General features: G+C 69.3%; 13 protein-coding genes. 6 read left to right on the forward strand and 7 right to left on the reverse strand.

The annotated features are described in order from the left end of the window. Positions 1-15: 15 nt before the first annotated feature. Positions 16-2,529 (reverse strand): DUF3516 domain-containing protein, encoded by a 2,514-nt coding sequence (locus tag ACGFNK_RS17265; RefSeq protein WP_393416624.1) that lies wholly within the window; start codon positions 2,527-2,529, stop codon positions 16-18. Positions 2,530-2,683: 154 nt separating this feature from the next. Between ACGFNK_RS17265 and ACGFNK_RS17270 the strand changes: the two genes are divergently transcribed. Next, positions 2,684-3,478, forward strand: a complete 795-nt coding sequence (locus tag ACGFNK_RS17270) for a metal-dependent hydrolase (protein WP_344388611.1) — start codon at positions 2,684-2,686, stop codon at positions 3,476-3,478. Between the two features lie 5 nt (positions 3,479-3,483). Here ACGFNK_RS17270 and ACGFNK_RS17275 read toward each other — a convergent pair whose 3' ends face one another. The 4 genes from ACGFNK_RS17275 to ACGFNK_RS17290 all read right to left on the reverse strand — a co-directional run bounded on the left by ACGFNK_RS17275 (position 3,484) and on the right by ACGFNK_RS17290 (position 8,146). Then, positions 3,484-3,756: a type B 50S ribosomal protein L31 gene (locus ACGFNK_RS17275; protein WP_393416626.1), complete on the reverse strand. Its 273-nt coding sequence runs from the start codon at positions 3,754-3,756 to the stop codon at positions 3,484-3,486. A gap of 53 nt (positions 3,757-3,809) precedes the next feature. Further along, positions 3,810-4,280 (reverse strand): DUF5709 domain-containing protein, encoded by a 471-nt coding sequence (locus ACGFNK_RS17280; RefSeq protein WP_393416628.1) that lies wholly within the window; start codon positions 4,278-4,280, stop codon positions 3,810-3,812. Positions 4,281-4,559: 279 nt separating this feature from the next. Further along, the gene (locus ACGFNK_RS17285; RefSeq protein ID WP_393416630.1) at positions 4,560-6,350 is read right to left on the reverse strand and encodes an ABC transporter ATP-binding protein; all 1,791 of its coding nucleotides are present in this window, start codon (positions 6,348-6,350) and stop codon (positions 4,560-4,562) included. Then, positions 6,347-8,146 (reverse strand): ABC transporter transmembrane domain-containing protein, encoded by a 1,800-nt coding sequence (locus ACGFNK_RS17290; RefSeq protein WP_393416632.1) that lies wholly within the window; start codon positions 8,144-8,146, stop codon positions 6,347-6,349. Before ACGFNK_RS17290 ends, ACGFNK_RS17285 begins: the two co-directional genes overlap by 4 nt. Positions 8,147-8,335: 189 nt before the next feature. Here ACGFNK_RS17290 and ACGFNK_RS17295 point away from each other — a divergent pair, with 189 nt between their 5' ends. Next, on the forward strand, positions 8,336-9,067 hold the full coding sequence (locus ACGFNK_RS17295) for a hypothetical protein (protein ID WP_393416990.1): 732 nt from the start codon (positions 8,336-8,338) through the stop codon (positions 9,065-9,067). A 78-nt stretch (positions 9,068-9,145) separates the two neighbouring features. On the opposite strand, the gene ACGFNK_RS17300 is transcribed toward ACGFNK_RS17295, so the two are convergent. Next, complete coding sequence (locus ACGFNK_RS17300) at positions 9,146-10,645, reverse strand: glycosyltransferase family 39 protein (protein ID WP_393416634.1); 1,500 nt, start codon at positions 10,643-10,645, stop codon at positions 9,146-9,148. A 120-nt stretch (positions 10,646-10,765) separates the two neighbouring features. Here ACGFNK_RS17300 and ACGFNK_RS17305 point away from each other — a divergent pair, with 120 nt between their 5' ends. Both ACGFNK_RS17305 and ACGFNK_RS17310 read left to right on the forward strand, forming a co-directional pair. Further along, on the forward strand, positions 10,766-12,424 hold the full coding sequence (locus ACGFNK_RS17305; protein WP_393416636.1) for a peptide-N4-asparagine amidase: 1,659 nt from the start codon (positions 10,766-10,768) through the stop codon (positions 12,422-12,424). A 146-nt stretch (positions 12,425-12,570) separates the two neighbouring features. Beyond that, positions 12,571-14,031 carry a cation:dicarboxylate symporter family transporter gene (locus tag ACGFNK_RS17310; RefSeq protein ID WP_393416638.1) on the forward strand — a complete coding sequence of 487 codons (1,461 nt, stop codon included), beginning with the start codon at positions 12,571-12,573 and terminating at the stop codon, positions 14,029-14,031. Positions 14,032-14,096: 65 nt separating this feature from the next. Here ACGFNK_RS17310 and ACGFNK_RS17315 read toward each other — a convergent pair whose 3' ends face one another. Beyond that, positions 14,097-14,546 carry a MarR family winged helix-turn-helix transcriptional regulator gene (locus ACGFNK_RS17315; RefSeq protein ID WP_393416640.1) on the reverse strand — a complete coding sequence of 150 codons (450 nt, stop codon included), beginning with the start codon at positions 14,544-14,546 and terminating at the stop codon, positions 14,097-14,099. 95 nt (positions 14,547-14,641) lie between these two features. Here ACGFNK_RS17315 and ACGFNK_RS17320 point away from each other — a divergent pair, with 95 nt between their 5' ends. Both ACGFNK_RS17320 and mltG read left to right on the forward strand, forming a co-directional pair. After that, on the forward strand, positions 14,642-16,441 hold the full coding sequence (locus ACGFNK_RS17320; RefSeq protein WP_393416642.1) for an ABC transporter ATP-binding protein: 1,800 nt from the start codon (positions 14,642-14,644) through the stop codon (positions 16,439-16,441). A gap of 43 nt (positions 16,442-16,484) precedes the next feature. After that, on the forward strand, positions 16,485-17,318 hold the full coding sequence (gene mltG / locus ACGFNK_RS17325) for an endolytic transglycosylase MltG (RefSeq protein WP_393416644.1): 834 nt from the start codon (positions 16,485-16,487) through the stop codon (positions 17,316-17,318). Positions 17,319-17,332: the final 14 nt, after the last annotated feature.

The raw sequence follows: 17,332 nt of genomic DNA on the forward strand, positions 1-17,332 counted from the left end.
CAGGTTCTCCTGTGCTCACAGCTGGCCGACGTCGGTGACCTTGACGACGGCACGTCCCTCGGCGTCGGAGGCAGTGAGGTCGATCTCCGCGCTGATGCCCCAGTCGTGATCGCCGTTCGGATCGGCGAAGGTCTGCCGGACCCGCCACAGGCCGTTCTGCGGCTCCTCCTCGATGAGCAGCAGCTTGGGGCCGCGTGCGTCGGGGCCCGTGCCGAGGTCGTCGTACTCGTCCCAGTACTTGTCCATGGCCTCGCCCCAGGCATCGGCGTCCCAGCCCGACTCGGCGTCCATCTCGCCGAGTTCCTCGACCTGGTCGAGGGCGGCGAGCTCGACACGGCGGAACATGGCGTTGCGGACGAGGACGCGGAAGGCCCGCGCGTTCGCGGTGACCGGCCTGACCTGGTCGGCCTTCTCCTGGGCTTCCTCGGCCGTCATCTCCTCCGGGTTGGCGAGCTGCTCCCACTCGTCGAGGAGGCTGGAGTCGACCTGCCGCACCATCTCGCCGAGCCAGGCGATCAGGTCCTGAAGATCCTCGGACTTGAGGTCGTCCGGGACGGTGTGATCAAGCGCCTTGTAGGCACTGGCGAGGTAGCGCAGCACGATGCCCTCGGTGCGGGCGAGTTCGTAGAAGGAGACGAACTCCGTGAAGGACATGGCCCGTTCGTACATGTCGCGGATGACGGACTTCGGTGACAGCGGATGGTCGCCGACCCACGGATGGCTCTTGCGGTAGGTGTTGTACGCGTGGAAGAGGAGCTCCTCCAGCGGCTTCGGGTACGTCACGTCCTGGAGCCGCTCCATCCGCTCCTCGTACTCGACGCCGTCCGACTTCATCGCCGCCACGGCCTCGCCACGGGCCTTGTTCTGCTGGGCGGCGAGGATCTGCCGGGGGTCGTCCAGGGTCGATTCGACGACGGAGACCATGTCCAGCGCGTAGGAAGGGGACTCCGGTTCCAGGAGCTCGAACGCGGCGAGGGCGAAGGTGGACAGCGGCTGGTTGAGCGCGAAGTCCTGCTGCAGATCGACCGTCAGGCGCACGATGCGGCCCTGGGAGTCCGGCTCGTCGAGCTTCTCGACGATGCCGCCGTCCAGGAGCGAACGGTAGATGGCGATCGCGCGCCGGATGTGCCGCAACTGCTGCTTGCGCGGCTCGTGATTGTCCTCCAGCAGATTGCGCATCGCGTCGAAAGCGTTGCCGGGCCGGGCGATCACCGACAGAAGCATCGTGTGCGTGACCCGGAAGCGGGAGGTGAGCGGCTCCGGATCGGATCCGATGAGCTTCTCGAAGGTGTTCTCCGTCCAGCCGACGAACCCTTCGGGAGCCTTCTTGCGGACCACCTTGCGACGCTTCTTCGGATCGTCGCCGGCCTTGGCGAGCGCCTTCTCGTTCTCGACGACGTGTTCGGGAGCCTGGGCGACGACGAATCCCGCCGTGTCGAAGCCCGCCCGGCCGGCACGGCCCGCAATCTGGTGGAACTCACGCGCACGAAGCGTCCGCACACGGTTGCCGTCGTACTTCGCCAGAGCGGTGAACAGCACCGTGCGGATGGGGACGTTGACGCCGACACCGAGGGTGTCCGTGCCGCAGATGACCTTCAGGAGGCCGGCCTGCGCCAGCTTCTCCACCAGTCGCCGGTACTTGGGCAGCATGCCGGCGTGATGCACACCGATGCCATGCCGCACGTAACGGGAGAGATTGCGGCCGAACTTGGTGGTGAAGCGGAAGTTGCCGATCAGCTCGGCGATCTGGTCCTTCTCCGCACGCGTGCACATGTTGATGCTCATCAGCGCCTGGGCCCGCTCCACCGCCTGGGCCTGCGTGAAGTGCACGATGTAGACGGGGGCCTGCTTGGTCTCGAGGAGCTCGGTGAGCGTCTCCGTGAGCGGCGTCAGCCGGTACTCGTAGGAGAGGGGCACCGGCCGGGTCGCCGAGCGGACGACCGCGGTGGGGCGGCCGGTCCGACGGGTGAGGTCCTTCTCGAACATCGAGACATCGCCGAGCGTGGCCGACATCAGGATGAACTGGGCATGCGGCAGTTCGAGGATCGGGATCTGCCAGGCCCAGCCGCGGTCACCCTCGGCGTAGAAGTGGAACTCGTCCATGACGACCTGGCCGACATCGGCCCGCTTGCCGTCGCGCAGCGCGATGGACGCCAGGACCTCGGCTGTGCAGCAGATGACGGGGGCGTCGGCGTTCACGGACGCGTCACCGGTCAGCATGCCGACGTTCTCGGTGCCGAAGAGCTTGCACAGCTCGAAGAACTTCTCCGAGACGAGCGCCTTGATCGGTGCCGTGTAGAAAGTGACCTCGTCACGGGCGAGCGCCGCGAAGTGCGCACCGGCGGCGATCAGGCTCTTGCCCGATCCGGTGGGTGTCGACACGATCACGTTCGCACCCGACACCACCTCGATCAGCGCCTCCTCCTGGTGCGGGTAGAGCGCGATACCGCGTTCCCCGGTCCACGACTCGAAGGCTTCGTAGAGGGCGTCGGGATCTGCGGTCTGCGGTAGCTGATCGATAAGGGTCACGTCCCCATCTTGCCTGTGATCCCCGGCAATGAGGGAATCGGTTGCCGACCGGAAGATCACGAACGCTACGCTGTGGCGCCGACGAGGCATCAGCGCACATGGACAACTGGGCGCGAGTACACCGAGTACATGAGGAATGGGGCGGGGCGCGGCCATGATGGGACCAGCACACTCACTGTCGGGGGCCGCGGCCTGGCTGGGCGTCGGAGCCGCGGCGGCCGCCGCCGGGCACACGATGCCCTGGCCGGTCCTCCTGGTCGGCGCGCTGATCTGCGCCGGCGCCGCGCTCGCCCCGGACCTCGACCACAAGGCGGCCACCATCTCGCGGGCCTTCGGGCCCCTCTCACGGGGCCTGTGCGAGATCGTCGACAAACTCTCGTACGCCGTCTACAAGGGGACGAAGAAGCAGGGCGATCCACGTCGCTCGGGCGGGCACCGCACCCTGACGCACACCTGGCTGTGGGCGGCGTTGATCGGCGCGGGCACCTCCGTCATCGCGATCACAGGGGAGCGCTGGGCGGTCCTGGCGATCCTCTTCGTGCACATAGTGCTCGCCATCGAGGGTCTGCTGTGGCGGGCGACGCGTGGCCAGAGCGCCGACGTCCTGGTCTGGCTGCTGGCCGCGACCAGCGCCTGGATCCTCGCCGGTGTCCTGGACAAGCCGGGCAACGGCTCCGACTGGCTGTTCACGGCGCCGGGCCAGGAGTACCTGTGGCTGGGGCTGCCCGTCGTCCTCGGCGCGCTGGTGCACGACATCGGGGACGCGTTGACCGTGTCAGGCTGCCCGATCCTGTGGCCGATACCCATAGGCCGCAAGCGCTGGTACCCGGTGGGGCCGCCCAAGCCGATGCGGTTCCGGGCGGGCAGCTGGGTCGAGCTGAAGGTGCTGATGCCTGCCTTCATGCTGCTCGGCGGAGTCGGTTGCGCGGCGGCGCTCAACGTCATCTGAGCGATCTACGCCGCGTCGTCCCCGCCCGGGGCCGGGCCCCCGTCGCCGTACCGCTTCTCGAAGCGGGCGATCCGTCCCTCCGTGTCCACGGTGCGTGCCTTGCCGGTGTAGAAGGGGTGGCTCTCCGAGGAGATCTCCACATCGACGACGGGGTACGTCCCGCCGTCGTCCCAGTCGATCGTCTGGTCGCTGGTCGCGGTGGACCGGGTGAGGAAGGCGTAGCCGGCGGCACGGTCGCGGAAGACGACCGGGTGGTAGTCGGGCTGCTTGTCCTGCATATGTGCTCCTCGCATGGGGAGTCGCTGCGCGGGCAGTGGCCCGGGACTATGGATCAGCCGTACTGGGCGTCCTCGTCCACGATGTGCATGGCGGCCTCCTCCGCCGAGGCGGCGGCGCCGTCGATGCCCACATCCGTGGCGATGAGCCTGCTCTCTTCGTCCTCGTGCGCACCTTCGTCCGGAGCCACGAGACGTCCGGAGCGGATAGTGCCCACCTCGTTGTCGAGGGCCTCGCCGTCCGAGTCCTGGCTGTCGCCGATACCGTCTCCGTCGAGAGGTGCCACCTCCGGCAGTTCTTCCGCGAGGCGTTCGTCCAGCGTCTCGCCGCGAAGCCGTTCGGCCGCGGTCACGTCCCTGCGCTCCACGGCCCACGGCCGCTCCGGCGGCGACCAGCCCCGGTCCAGGGGGTCGCTCACACCGTCGGATTCCAGGGTGTCCTCGGTGTCGAGGAGCCCCGAGTCGTCCTGCACCTCGGATTCATCGGGCTGGTAGACGTCGTCTCCCCATCCGTCGGCGCTGTCCACGGGTACCTCCAGGTGATGCGGGCCGACCCGCTGCCACCGCGTTCGGCGGCAGGCGCGCGGGCCGCTGGGCTCAGGCCTCGCTCATACGGAACCGGGTGGTGCCTGTGCGCTGCCCGAGCCCGTGCCGATATCCAGCCTTCCACCCCTTGTCGACACACCGCAACGCCACGGAGCCGACCACCGGCCGCACACGAGGGCACGGGCCTTGCCCGGCCACCGGTGCGGGCGGTGCCCGGTCCGCCCGAAGACAGGCGGACCGGGGATCGGAGAAGCGCCGACTCACCCGTGCCAGGACCGCCACAGCGCGGCGTACGCGCCGTCGGCAGTGACCAACTGGTCGTGGCTGCCGAGTTCGCTGATGCGGCCGTTCTCGACGACGGCGATGACGTCGGCGTCATGCGCGGTGTGCAGCCGGTGGGCGATGGCGACCACGGTGCGCCCGTCGAGGACGCGGGCCAGGGAGCGTTCCAGGTGGCGGGCGGCGCGCGGGTCGAGGAGCGAGGTGGCCTCGTCCAGGACCAGCGTGTGCGGATCGGCGAGCACCAGCCGGGCCAGCGCGATCTGCTGGGCCTGGGCCGGGGTGAGGCCAAGCCCGCCCGAGCCGACCTCGGTGTCCAGACCGTCGTCCAGCGCCCGCGCCCAGTCATCGGCGTCCACCGCGCCGAGAGCCGCCCACAGCTCGGCGTCATCGGCATCCGTACAGGCGAGCAGCAGGTTGTCGCGCAGGGACCCCACGAAAACGTGGTGCTCCTGGTTGACCAGCGCCACATGGGAGCGGACGCGCTCGGCGGACATCCCGGACAGTTCGGCGCCGCCCAGGGTGATGTGGCCGACGCGGGGCGCGTAGATGCCGGCGAGCAGCCTGCCCAGCGTGGACTTGCCCGCGCCGGACGGGCCGACCAAAGCCAGCCGGGTGCCCGGCGCGACCTCCAGCGAGACCTTGCGCAGGACGTCGACGCCTTCCCGGTAGCCGAAGTGCACGCGGTCGGCGCGCACCTCGCGCCCGTCCGGGTCCAGCGACCCGTCACCGGCGTCCGGCTCGATGTCGCGGACGCCGACCAGCCGGGCCAGCGAGACATGGGCCACCTGCAGCTCGTCGTACCAGCGCAGGATCAGGCCGACCGGGTCGACGAGCATCTGCGCGATGAGCGCGCCCGTCGTCAGCTGGCCGACGCCGATCCAGCCCTGGAGGACGAAGAACCCGCCGATCATCAGGACCGAACCGAGGACCGTGACATGCGTGATGTTGATGACCGGGAAGAGCACCGAACGCAGCCACAGGGTGTACCGCTCCCAGGCGGTCCACTCCTTGACCCGTCGGTCCGACAGATCGATGCGACGCTCGCCGAGGCGGTGGGCCTCGACGGTGCGCCCGGCATCCACGGTCTCGGCGAGGACGGCGGCCACGGCCGCGTACCCGGCGGCCTCGGAGCGGTAGGCCGACGGCGCGCGTTTGAAGTACCAGCGGCAGCCGGCCACAAGGAGCGGGACGGCGACCAGCACGGCGGGGGCGAGCGGCGGCGCGGTCACGGCGAGCCCGCCGAGCAGCAGCGCCACCCACACCACGCCGATGGCCAGTTGGGGCACGGCCTCGCGCATGGCGTTGGCGAGCCGGTCGATGTCCGTCGTGATCCGGGACAGCAGGTCACCCGTCCCGGCCCGCTCCAGGACACCCGGCGGCAGCCCCACCGACCGTACGAGGAAGTCCTCACGCAGGTCGGCCAGCATGCGCTCGCCGAGCATGGCGCCACGCAGCCGCACCTGGCGTACGAAGACGGCCTGGACGACCAGCGCGAGGACGAAGATCGCGGCGGTGCGTTCCAGATGCAGTTCGCGCGCCGCGCCGGCGCTGTCGGAGACGCGCTCGACGAGGGAGCCCAGCAGGTAGGGGCCCACCATCGAGGCGACGACGGCGACCGTGTTGACGGTGATGAGCAGCAGGAAGGCCCGGCGGTGCCGTTGGAACAGCTCGCTCACGTAGGCGCGTACGGTCGCGGGGGCGCCGACGGGCAGGGTGTTCGCCGTCGTCGGGGCAGCCGGGTCGTAGGCCGGTGGCGCCACGCCGATCATGCGGTCTCCTCGATTTCTTCGAGTGCTTCCAGGTGGTCCATGTCGCCTGCGGCGGCCTCGTCGTCGGTCTCACGGGTCACCACGGCGCGGTACCTGGGTTCGTTGTGCACCAGTTCGCGGTGCAGGCCGACCGCGGCGACCTCGCCCTCATGGACGAGCAAGACCCGGTCCGCGTGGTCCAGGAGCAGCGGGGACGAGGTGAAGACCACCGTCGTACGCCCCTGCCGCAGCGACCGGACGCCGTCGGCGATCCGCGCTTCGGTGTGCGAGTCGACGGCGGACGTCGGCTCGTCCAGGACGAGCACCTCCGGGTCCGTGACCAGGGACCGTGCCAGCGCGAGGCGCTGGCGCTGGCCGCCGGACAGCGAGCGCCCGCGTTCGGTGATCCGGACGTCCATCGGGTCCTCGGCGTCCAGCGATCCCTGGGCGAGCGCGTCCAGGACGTCACCGCACTGCGCGGCGGCCAGCGCGTCCTCGGCACTGACGCCGCCCGAGGCGGGCACGTCGAGCAGTTCGCGAAGGCTTCCGGACAGCAGTACCGGGTCCTTGTCCTGGACGAGGACAGCCGTGCGGGCGGAGTCGAGCGGCAGCTCGTCCAGCGGTACGCCACCGAGGAGCGCGGACGGCAGTTCCGAGGAGTCCGCGGCGTGCCCGCCGAGCCGCTCGGCCAGCACCCCCGCCGCGTCCGGGTCACCGCACACCACGGCGGTGAGTACTCCGGCCGGAGCGAGCAGTCCGGTCGCCGGGTCGTACAGATCCCCGGCGGGCGCGACCGCCTCGCGCGAGCCGTTGCTGTCCATCGCCCGCTCCAGCGCCAGCACCCGGGCCGCACGTTTCGCGGACGGCCGGGAGAAGGAGTACGCCATCGCGATCTCCACGAAGTGGTGCAGGGGATACGACATGATCATGACGGCGCTGTACACGGTGACCATCTCGCCGACGGTGATCCGGCCCTCGCGGGTCAGGTTCACGCCGTGCCAGACGACCGCGATCAGCAGCAGACCTGGCAGCAGCACCTGCACCGCGGCGATCAGCGACCACATCCTGGCGCTTCGGACCGCGGCGTGGCGTACCTCCTGCGAGGCCCTGCGGTACCGGTCCAGGAACAGCTCCTCGCCGCCGATGCCGCGCAGCACGCGCAGACCCGCGACCGTGTCCGAGGCCAGCTCGGTGGCGCGCCCCGCCTTCTCGCGCTGGAAGTCGGCACGTCTGGTGGCGCGCGGCAGCAGTGGCAGCACCGCGAGCGCCAGGACGGGCACGCCCACGGCGACGACGATCCCGAGCGCGGGCTCGTACACGACCAGGGCGACGCAGACGAGGACGATGGTCAGGGCGGCCGCGGTGAACCGTGACACGGCCTCCACGAACCAGCCGATCTTCTCCACGTCGCCGGTCGATACGGCGACCACCTCACCGGCTGCCACGCGCCGCGTCAGCGCGGAGCCCAACTGGGCGGTCCTGCGGGCCAGTAGCTGCTGGACGCGGGCGGCGGCGGTGATCCAGTTGGTGACCGCGCTCCGGTGCAGCATGGTGTCGCCCACCGCGATACCGAGCCCGCACAGCGCGATCAGCCCACCCGCCAGAGCCAGCCGTGTGCCGGAGCGGTCCACGACGGCCTGGATGGCGAAACCGACACAGAAGGGCAGCCCGCACACGGAGAGGAAGTGCAGCAGTCCCCAGGCCAGGGACTTCAGCTGTCCGCCGAGTTGATTCCGGCCGAGCCACACCAGGAATCGGGGACCCGAGCGGGCGTCGGGCACACCCGGGTCGGGATACGGAAGGTCTTGAATCTGCATGACGTCCCAGGGGGCTCGTAGAACGGGGTGGGGGGAGGCAACAAACCGTGCAAGGTTCGCGTCACAGCGTGTCCGCAGGCAAACGGTTTTCCGCCGCCTGGCAAAGATTCGGCCCTGACCGTCCGCATATGGCCGGGATACCCCGGTGCCGGGCGCAAGAGTCCGGAACACGGTGCGACGATGGATCGCATGCGATTCGGCGGTGCGATGCGTACGACAGTTGTGGCCGCGGCCTGTGGTGCCGTTCTCATGTCCCTGACGGCCTGCGGCGGTTCGGACGGCGAGAGCGGAGCGAAGTCGAGCGACCGGCCGCGGCAGGCGCAGGCGCGCACCGTCGACCTCAAGCGCATTCCCGACGTCGGGGACAGGCTGCGGAAGCAGATTCCGGCCAACTCCCGTCAAGTCGTGGCGGTCTACGGCGAGGGCAAGGACTCGGCGGAGTCCAGGATCGTCCTCTACACGAAGTCCGGTTCCACCTGGGACCAGACGCGCAGCTGGCAGGGGCACAACGGCAAGAAGGGCTGGACCGCCGACCACCGCGAGGGCGACAACCGCAGCCCCGTCGGCGTGTTCACCCTCAGCGACGCGGGCGGCGTCCTCCCCGATCCGGGCGCGGGGCTCCCGTACACCCGGTCCGCGGGCTTCCAGGCCCCGCGCTACTGGGCCAAGTCGCACTGGCACGACTTCGATTACGTCATCGCCATCGACTACAACCGCGTCAAGGGCACCTCGCCCAACGACCCGACCCGCCCCCAGGGCCAGTCCAAGGGCGGCGGCATCTGGCTGCACATGGACCACGGCAGCGGTACGTCGGCCTGCGTGAGCCTGTCCAAGTCGGGCATGGAGTACCTGCTGCGCACCCTCGACCCGGCCAAGCACCCGGTCGTGGTGATGGGCGACAAGGCGAATCTCAAGGCCTGACAAGCCCTTCGTCGACTTCCCCGTCGGCACGGCCCCACCAGCTCACCAGCCACAAGTCCAAGCCCTCAGCCCAAGCCCTCAGTAGTAGTGCCGGAGCGAGGGCCACAGCCCTGACCACGGCTGGGTCGTTCCCGAGCAGAGGACGATCGCCGCGTCCTGCTCCTCGTTCTCCACGCCGTGCCCGTTGTCGACGTGGGCGACCTGACGGCAGCCGGTGAAGTACCGCTCGATGTCGCGCGCGTCCTCCTGCCGGACGAGGAGCACAGGTCCGTCTGCCGAGTCCGGCGGAGGACCCCAGTCGGCGTAGCTCATATGGCCGGAGTAGGGCTTGGGCAGGCCGCGTGCGGCCCCGTAGCGGTCGAGAGCACCCGCCTCGCCGTAGTTCTGCGTGAAAATCACGGCGCGCTCCTGCTCACGCGCGGGTATCTCGGACCACCCTTCACTCGCCGCGTCGGCCAGCGCGGGCCAACCGACCTGTTCTCCCTGTTCCTTGTTGAGCGCCATGGGTACGGCGAGCGCGCTCTGCGGCAGCACGGGCAGCGTCACCATCGCGTTGATCGCCGCGCTCAGCACGACGGCGACCACGGGCCATGTACGGCCATGCCGACGCGTCCAGGCGAGGACCGGCTCGCAGCCCGCCACCAGCAGCACGATCAGCAGCGGCACGGCGTAGTACCCCTTGCCGCCCAGCCCAAGGACAAGCCCACACAGCAGCGGATACGCCACGGCTGTCGCCCGCGCCCAGCGCAGTGCCGGATCACGCCACAGCCGCAGCCACCCCGCGACCCAGACGGGCACGAACAGCGGTGAGAGATAGATGAGTTGCTGGGGGACGAACAGGATCCGGTTCTCGGTCCCGTCGTCCGAGCTGATCCCCTTCGCGACGGTCCACTGCGGCCAGTCGTGACCGGCCTGCCACCACAGGTTGGGCGCCGCCACCGCGAGGGCGACAGCGGCCCCGGCGAGCAGCCACGGACTGCGCAACACCCGCCGCGGCCCCACGGCGAACACAGCCGCGAGCAGCGCCACGACCAGCAGCGCCACGAGGTACTTGTTCAGCAGACCGACCCCGACGCACAGACCGACCGGCAGCCACCACCGCCCGTCCCCGGTACGCAGGAGCCGCAGCACCAGCCAGCAGATCACCAGCCACACCAGCAGGTCGAAGGTGGCAGTCGACACCATGTGCCCGACCGCCAGCGGCTGCGCGCCCAGACCCGCGAGCCCCGCGGCGAGCACTTGCGCCCCCCGGTCGGCGCCCAACTCCCTTGCAAGGAGGGCGACCACGAAGACGACGGCGACGAAAGCAAGCGTCGCCGCGACCCGCAGCCCGACCGTCGAGTCCCCGAACAGCGCGGTGGCCGCCCGCGCGACGAGAGGAGTCAGCGGCGGCTGGTCGACGTACCCCCACGCCAAGTGATCGCCGGCCGCGAGGAAGTACAACTCGTCCCGGTGGTAGCCGTACCGGCCGGACAGCGCGGTCAGTACGGCGGCGAAACCGACTGCCAGAGAGGCGACCGGAACGGTGGCGAAACGAGGCAACTCGTGTGGTGCGTCATCGTCCCGTTCCGGATCCATAGCGCCCCCTCGCCAACCGGTCGCACCACCGTACTGACATGGCAGTAGCCCGTCGAGAGGGCTGAGTCATCGCCCGAGGGCTCATTGCGAGCAGCGCCAACTCCCCGTAGAACACCGGCCATGAGAAGACGGATCATCATGTCCATGCTCGCCGGAGTGACCCTCGCGGCGAGCACCCTCCTCGGCGCGCCCCCAGCCCCGGCTGCGCCATCCCACACCCTCGCCGCCGATTCCGCCGCCCCGCCCGCGGAGTTCGGCACCGACTGGCACGACCCCCTGACCGCCGCCCCGCCGGTCACCAGACCCGACGCGGAGTCCTGCGAAGTGACGGTCGCCGAAGCGCAGTTCCGCGACTTCACGCCGTACAAGGGCACGTACGCACCCCCGAGCGGCTGCGGCGACCGATGGAGCAAGGTCGTGCTGCGACTCGACGGCAAGGTGAAGGGACGGCAGTTCGACCGGCTCGGCTATCTGCACATCGGCGGAGTCGAGGTCTTCCGTACGTCCACCCCGCAGCCCTCGCCGGACGGCATCGAGTGGTCGGTGGAGAAGGACGTCACGCGCTACAGCGACACGTTCCGGCAGAGCCAGGACGTCGAGATGCTCATCGGGAACGTCGTCGACGACACGTACACGGGCATCATCGACGTCAAGGTGACGCTGACCTTCTACGAGGGCGGGCCCGCGGCCACCACCCCCGACCGCGTCCTCACCCTCCAGGACGGCACCCTCACCACGCCCCGCAACAGCGAACGCATCGTCGCCGAGGTCTACGCCACGGGATCGGGCGGCGGCTGCGAGGAGTACTGGTATCTGACGGTGCCCGATGCCGCGCCGTACTCCTGCAAGGCGGACGACGGCCCCTACCGCGAGGTGCAGATCAAGGTCGACGGCCAACTGGCGGGCATCGCCACGCCGTTCCCGACCGTATGGACCGGCGGCTGGTCCAATCCCTTCCTCTGGTACGTGATTCCGGGGCCCCGCGCCTTCGACATCAAGCCCATCGAGTACGACCTGACGCCTTTCGCGGGGCTGCTCAACGACGGCCGTCCGCACCGGATCGAGGTCTCCGTCGTCGGCGTTCCGGAGGGGCAGACCGGCTGGAGCACCCCGGTGAACGTCCTCGTCCAGCAGGATGCCCACAGCAAGCAGGTGACCGGAAAGCTGACCGCGCACCATGTGGGTGGCCTCGCCAACTCCTCGACGTACACGCCCGGTTCGGAGCATCGGCTGGACACCGAGGCCGGTCACCGGCTGACCGTGTCCGGGTACGTCGACACCTCGCACGGCCGCGTGGCGACCACCGTCAAGCGATCGCTCGACCATGCCTCCGTACACCGCTGGACCGACGGCGAGAACACCGACGCCCTGAAGGCGACCTGGACCGACGACGAGACGGTCACCGTCGACGGTCGCGGACCGGCCAAGTCGACCCGCACGCAGCGCACTTACACGATGGACGGCACCACGACCCTGGGCGCCGGGGACCGGCTGCGGACCGTCATGTCGCTGGGGGACCGGGCCGCCGTCGTGGAGATGCGTGGCGGCCGACGCACCGCGTGGTCACGGCTCGACGACAGCTATGCGGGCGACGCGACGTATACGGCGAATGTGCCGCGCGACCAGCGGCACGCGGTCGGCACGACGAGCGAGCGCTACCGACGGTGGGGGTCCCCCCGCTCGAGCGAAGTCGAGAGTGGGGGAGGGTCGGGCGGATGCTACGACCGGAGCGTGATCACCGTCCAGGGGACGCTCACCGAGGATCGCGAGCGCTGCTGAGACGAGGGCATGTGTGACGTGTCACACGCTCCATCATTTACATGGACGTGACATGGACGTTGTCAGCGGTAGTAAACGCCCCCGATAGTGATCTGCGCGGAAGTGTTTTTCCGCATGCCAGAAGTCCCGTTCGGAGGAGTGCCCCCGTGCCGCCGTCTGTACCGTCCCCCACGCGACGCGTCGCACGCATATTGCGTACCTCATTGTTCGCGCAGGTCGCCGTCGCCCTTGTGCTCGGAATCGTCGTCGGAAGGTTGTGGCCGGACACGGCCACGACCTTCCAGCCGCTCGGCGACGGTTTCATCCGGCTCATCAAAACGGTGATCTCGCCGCTCGTGTTCTGCGTGGTCGTCGTCGGCATCGCCAAAGCCGGCAACCTCAAGGCCTTCGGGCGGATCGGGCTCAAGGCCCTGATCTGGTTCGAGGTCGCGTCCACGGCCGCTCTGCTCATCGGTCTGATCGCCGCCAATGTGGTCAGCCCCGGCTCCGGCATGAACGTCGACCCCTCGCAGCTAGACACCTCGGCGGTCGACGACAAGACCGCCGGCGGTTCACTGCCGTCGACCACCGAGTTCATCCTGGAAGCGCTGCCGCAGAGTGCGATCGGCGCGTTCGCCGAGAACTCGCTGCTCCAGGTGCTGGTGCTGGCCTGCCTGGTCGGCGCCGCCCTGCTCCACCTCGGCCACACCAAGGTGCCCAAGATCCTCCCGGCCATCGAGCAGGCCCAGGAGGTCATCTTCGCCATCGTCGGCTTCGTCATGAAGCTGGCACCGCTCGCCGTGTTCGGCGCGATGGTTCACCTGGTGGGGGAGTACGGCCTCGGGGTGATGAAGACCTACGGCAAACTCATCATCCTCTGCTACGCCGTTGCCGCGATCTTCCTCGTGCTGCTCGGCGTCGCGCTGAAGCTGGTCACCGGGCTCAGCCTGTGGAAGTTCGTGCGCTACACGCGCGAGGAGATGCTGCTCGCGCTCGGCACCGCCTCCAGCGAATCCGTCCTGCCGCGCATGATGCAGAAGCTGCGCCAGGCAGGCGCCCGCGACGACGCCGTGGGCCTGGTGCTGCCCACCGGCTACTCGTTCAACCTCGACGGCGCCTCCATCTACCTCTCCATCGGCACGCTGTTCATCGCGCAGGCCGTCGGCGTGGACCTCAGCCTGAGCCAGCAGATCACCGTGGTCCTGGTCCTCATGCTGACCAGCAAGGGCATGGCCGGCATCCCCGGTTCGGCCTTCCTCGCCCTGTCGGCGACCGCGTCATCGCTCGGTGCCATCCCCGCCGGGGCCGTGGCCCTGCTGCTCGGCGTCGACCGCATCATGGACTCGATGCGCGTCGTCACCAACCTGCTCGGCAACTGCGTCGCCGTGTTCGCGGTGTCGAAGTGGGAGGGGGCGCTCGACACGGATCGGGCCAAGAAGATGCTCGACGGTGAGATCGCGTTCGTGGAGGAAGACGAGGCCGACGAGGGCAAGCCGAAGACGGAGGCACCCGCTTCCGAGGACACGTCGCAGACGGGGAAGCCCTCCCCTGAGGGCGCGGCTCCCGAGGGCGCCGCTGTCGAGAGCACCGCTCCCGAGGACGCCGAGGTCAAGACACCGGCCAAGTAGCCCGCGGGCTGCGTGAGTTGAGAGAGCGGGGCCCGGCGTTCACCGCACGCCGGGCCCCGCTCTGTTCAGTCCTCCACTGCGGGCATCCCGTCGACCAGTGTGTCCAGCAACCCGCCCAGCACCTTGCGCTGCTCGTCCGTCAGCGGGGCGAGGATGTCCTCCGCCGCGGCCCGGCGCGCGCCGCGCAGCTCGCGCAGGGCCCGGCGCCCGTCGTCCGTGAGCTCGATCCGTATCACCCGGCGATTGGTCGGGTCGGGTACGCGACGCACCTTGCCGCTGGCCTCCAGACCGTCGACCAGCGTCGTCACGGCCCGGGGCACCACTTCCAGACGCTCGGCCAGATCGGTCATGCGCGGCGGCGAAGCGTAGGGCGCGAGGGTGCGCAACAGCCGTGACTGGGCCGGAGTGATACCGAGCCCGCGCTGCTGAAGATGACGCTTCTGGATGCGGTGCACACGACGGGTCAACCGCAGCAGCTGCTCGGCGAGCACGCCGTCGGCGTCGGGGGTGTCCATGCGGGAACAATATCAGGACGTAGTGCATTGTGAGTATAGGTAACAATGAGCTATGCTCCCTCAGTCAATCTTCGTCCCACATCCCGTAGGAGCCCATGCCTCCCGACCAACTCCCCTGGATGCCGCCGCCCGCTGAGCCCGGACAGCCGCGGCAGGTGCGCCGCATCCTGAAGCTCTTCCATCCCTACCGCGGCCGGCTCGCCGTCGTCGGCCTGCTCGTCGGCGCCGCGTCGCTGGTGTCGGTCGCCACGCCCTTCCTGCTGAAGGAGATCCTCGACACCGCGATCCCGCAGGGCCGCACCGGCCTGCTGAGTCTGCTCGCGCTCGGGATGATCCTCAGTGCCGTACTCACCAGCGTCTTCGGCGTTCTGCAGACCCTCATCTCCACGACGGTCGGGCAGCGCGTCATGCACGACCTGCGCACCGCCGTCTATGACCGGCTGCAGCGCATGTCGCTCGCCTTCTTCACCAGAACGCGCACGGGCGAGGTCCAGTCGCGTATCGCGAACGACATCGGCGGCATGCAGGCCACGGTCACCTCGACGGCCACCTCACTGGTCTCCAATCTCACCAGCGTCATCGCCACGATCGTCGCGATGGTCGCCCTGGACTGGCGGCTGACCGTCGTCTCGCTGCTTCTGCTGCCCCTGTTCGTATGGATCAGCCGCAGAGTCGGCAACGAACGCAAGAAGATCACCACCCAGCGGCAGAAGCAGATGGCCGTGATGGCCGCCACCGTCACCGAATCGCTCTCCGTCGGCGGCATCCTGCTCGGCCGCACCATGGGCCGTTCCGACTCGCTCACCCGGTCCTTCGCGGACGAGTCCGAGGGTCTCGTCGACCTCGAAGTGCGGTCGAACATGGCGGGACGCTGGCGCATGGCCGTCATCTCGATCGTCATGGCCGCCATGCCGGCCGTCATCTACTGGACCGCGGGCCTGGCGGTCCAGTTCGGCGGACCCGCCGTCTCCATCGGCACGCTCGTCGCCTTCGTATCGCTGCAGCAGGGCCTGTTCCGGCCGACCGTCAGCCTGCTGTCCACCGGTGTGCAGATCCAGACCTCGCTCGCCCTGTTCCAGCGCATCTTCGAGTACCTCGACCTGCCCATCGACATCACCGAGCCCGAGCGCCCGGTCCACCTCGACCAGGTCAAGGGCGAAGTCCGCTTCGAGGACGTCGAGTTCCGCTACGACGACAAGAGCAGTCCGATACTCGACGGCATCGACATCACCATCCCCGCGGGCGGCAGTCTCGCCGTCGTCGGCACCACCGGCGCCGGAAAGTCGACGCTCAGCTATCTCGTGCCACGGCTGTACGACGTCACCGGCGGCCGCGTCACACTCGACGGGGTCGACGTCCGGGACCTCGACTTCGACACCCTCGCGCGCGCGGTCGGCGTCGTCTCCCAGGAGACGTACCTCTTCCACGCCTCCGTCGCCGACAACCTGCGCTTCGCCAAGCCGGACGCCACCGACGAGGAACTGCACGCCGCCGCGAAGGCCGCCCAGATCCACGACCACATCGCGTCCCTGCCAGAGGGGTACGACACGATGGTGGGCGAGCGGGGACACCGCTTCTCCGGTGGCGAGAAGCAGCGCCTCGCCATCGCCCGCACCATCCTGCGCGACCCGCCCGTACTGATCCTCGACGAGGCGACCAGCGCCCTGGACACCCGCACCGAGCGTGCCGTGCAGGAGGCCATCGACGCCCTCTCTGCCAACCGGACCACGCTCACCATCGCGCACCGGCTGTCCACCATTCGGGGCGCCGACCAGATCGTGGTCCTGGACTCCGGGCGCGCGGTCGAGCGCGGCACTCACGAGGAGCTGCTGGAGCACGAGGGCCGTTACGCCGCACTGGTGCGGCGGGACGCCCAACTGGAGCCAACAAAATGAAGATATGCCGGGTTTATGTCTTTATGCGGGTTAGCGTGCCCGCATGCAGACCCACACTCCGCCACGGAGAACGATTCGACTGACGCGCCGAGGCCGGATCGCTCTCATCGCGACCGGAGCCGTCATGGCGGCCACCGCCGTGGCGGTGCCGCTGCTGAGCACGGACGAAGCCCAGGGACCTGAGCGACTCGTTGTCCCGGAGGGCTGGCGCGCCCGCCAGGTGTACAAGGCCGTCGACAAGGCTCTCGCCCTGCCCGCGGGCACCACCAAGAAGTCGCTGGACAAGGCCCGCCTCGAGCTCCCCGAGGACGCGAGCGGCAACCCCGAGGGCTACCTCTTCCCGGCCACATATCCGATCGGCGAGAAGTCGACTCCGGCGTCCCTGCTCTCGTACATGGTCACTACGGCGAACAAGAAGTTCAGCGGCGGCACGGTCACGGCCGGGGCCGAGCGGAACGCGATGAACGTCTATCAGACCGTCACCGTCGCGAGCATGGTCCAGGCCGAGGCGGACACCAAGGCGGACATGGGCAAGGTGGCGCGCGTCATCTACAACCGCCTCGCCCGCGGTATGCCGCTCCAGATGGACTCGACGATCAACTACGCGCTGAACCGCACCACGCTCCGCACCAGCGAGCGCGACACGAAGCTCAACAGCCCGTACAACACGTACCAGCGGATGGGTCTGCCGCCCACGCCGATCGCCAACCCCGGCGAGGACGCGATGCGTGCCGCGGTCAGTCCGGCGCAGGGCGACTGGCTGTACTTCGTCACGGTCAAGCCGGGCGACACACGCTTCACGGCCGACTACGCGGAACACCAGAAGAACGTCGCCGAGTTCAACCGGAACCACCCGAGCGCGTCCGCGTCCCGCTGAGCCGCGGCGCAGCG

The organism is Streptomyces sp. NPDC048825, from assembly GCF_043198355.1.
GTDB classification, from domain to species: Bacteria; Actinomycetota; Actinomycetes; order Streptomycetales; family Streptomycetaceae; genus Streptomyces; species Streptomyces xiangluensis.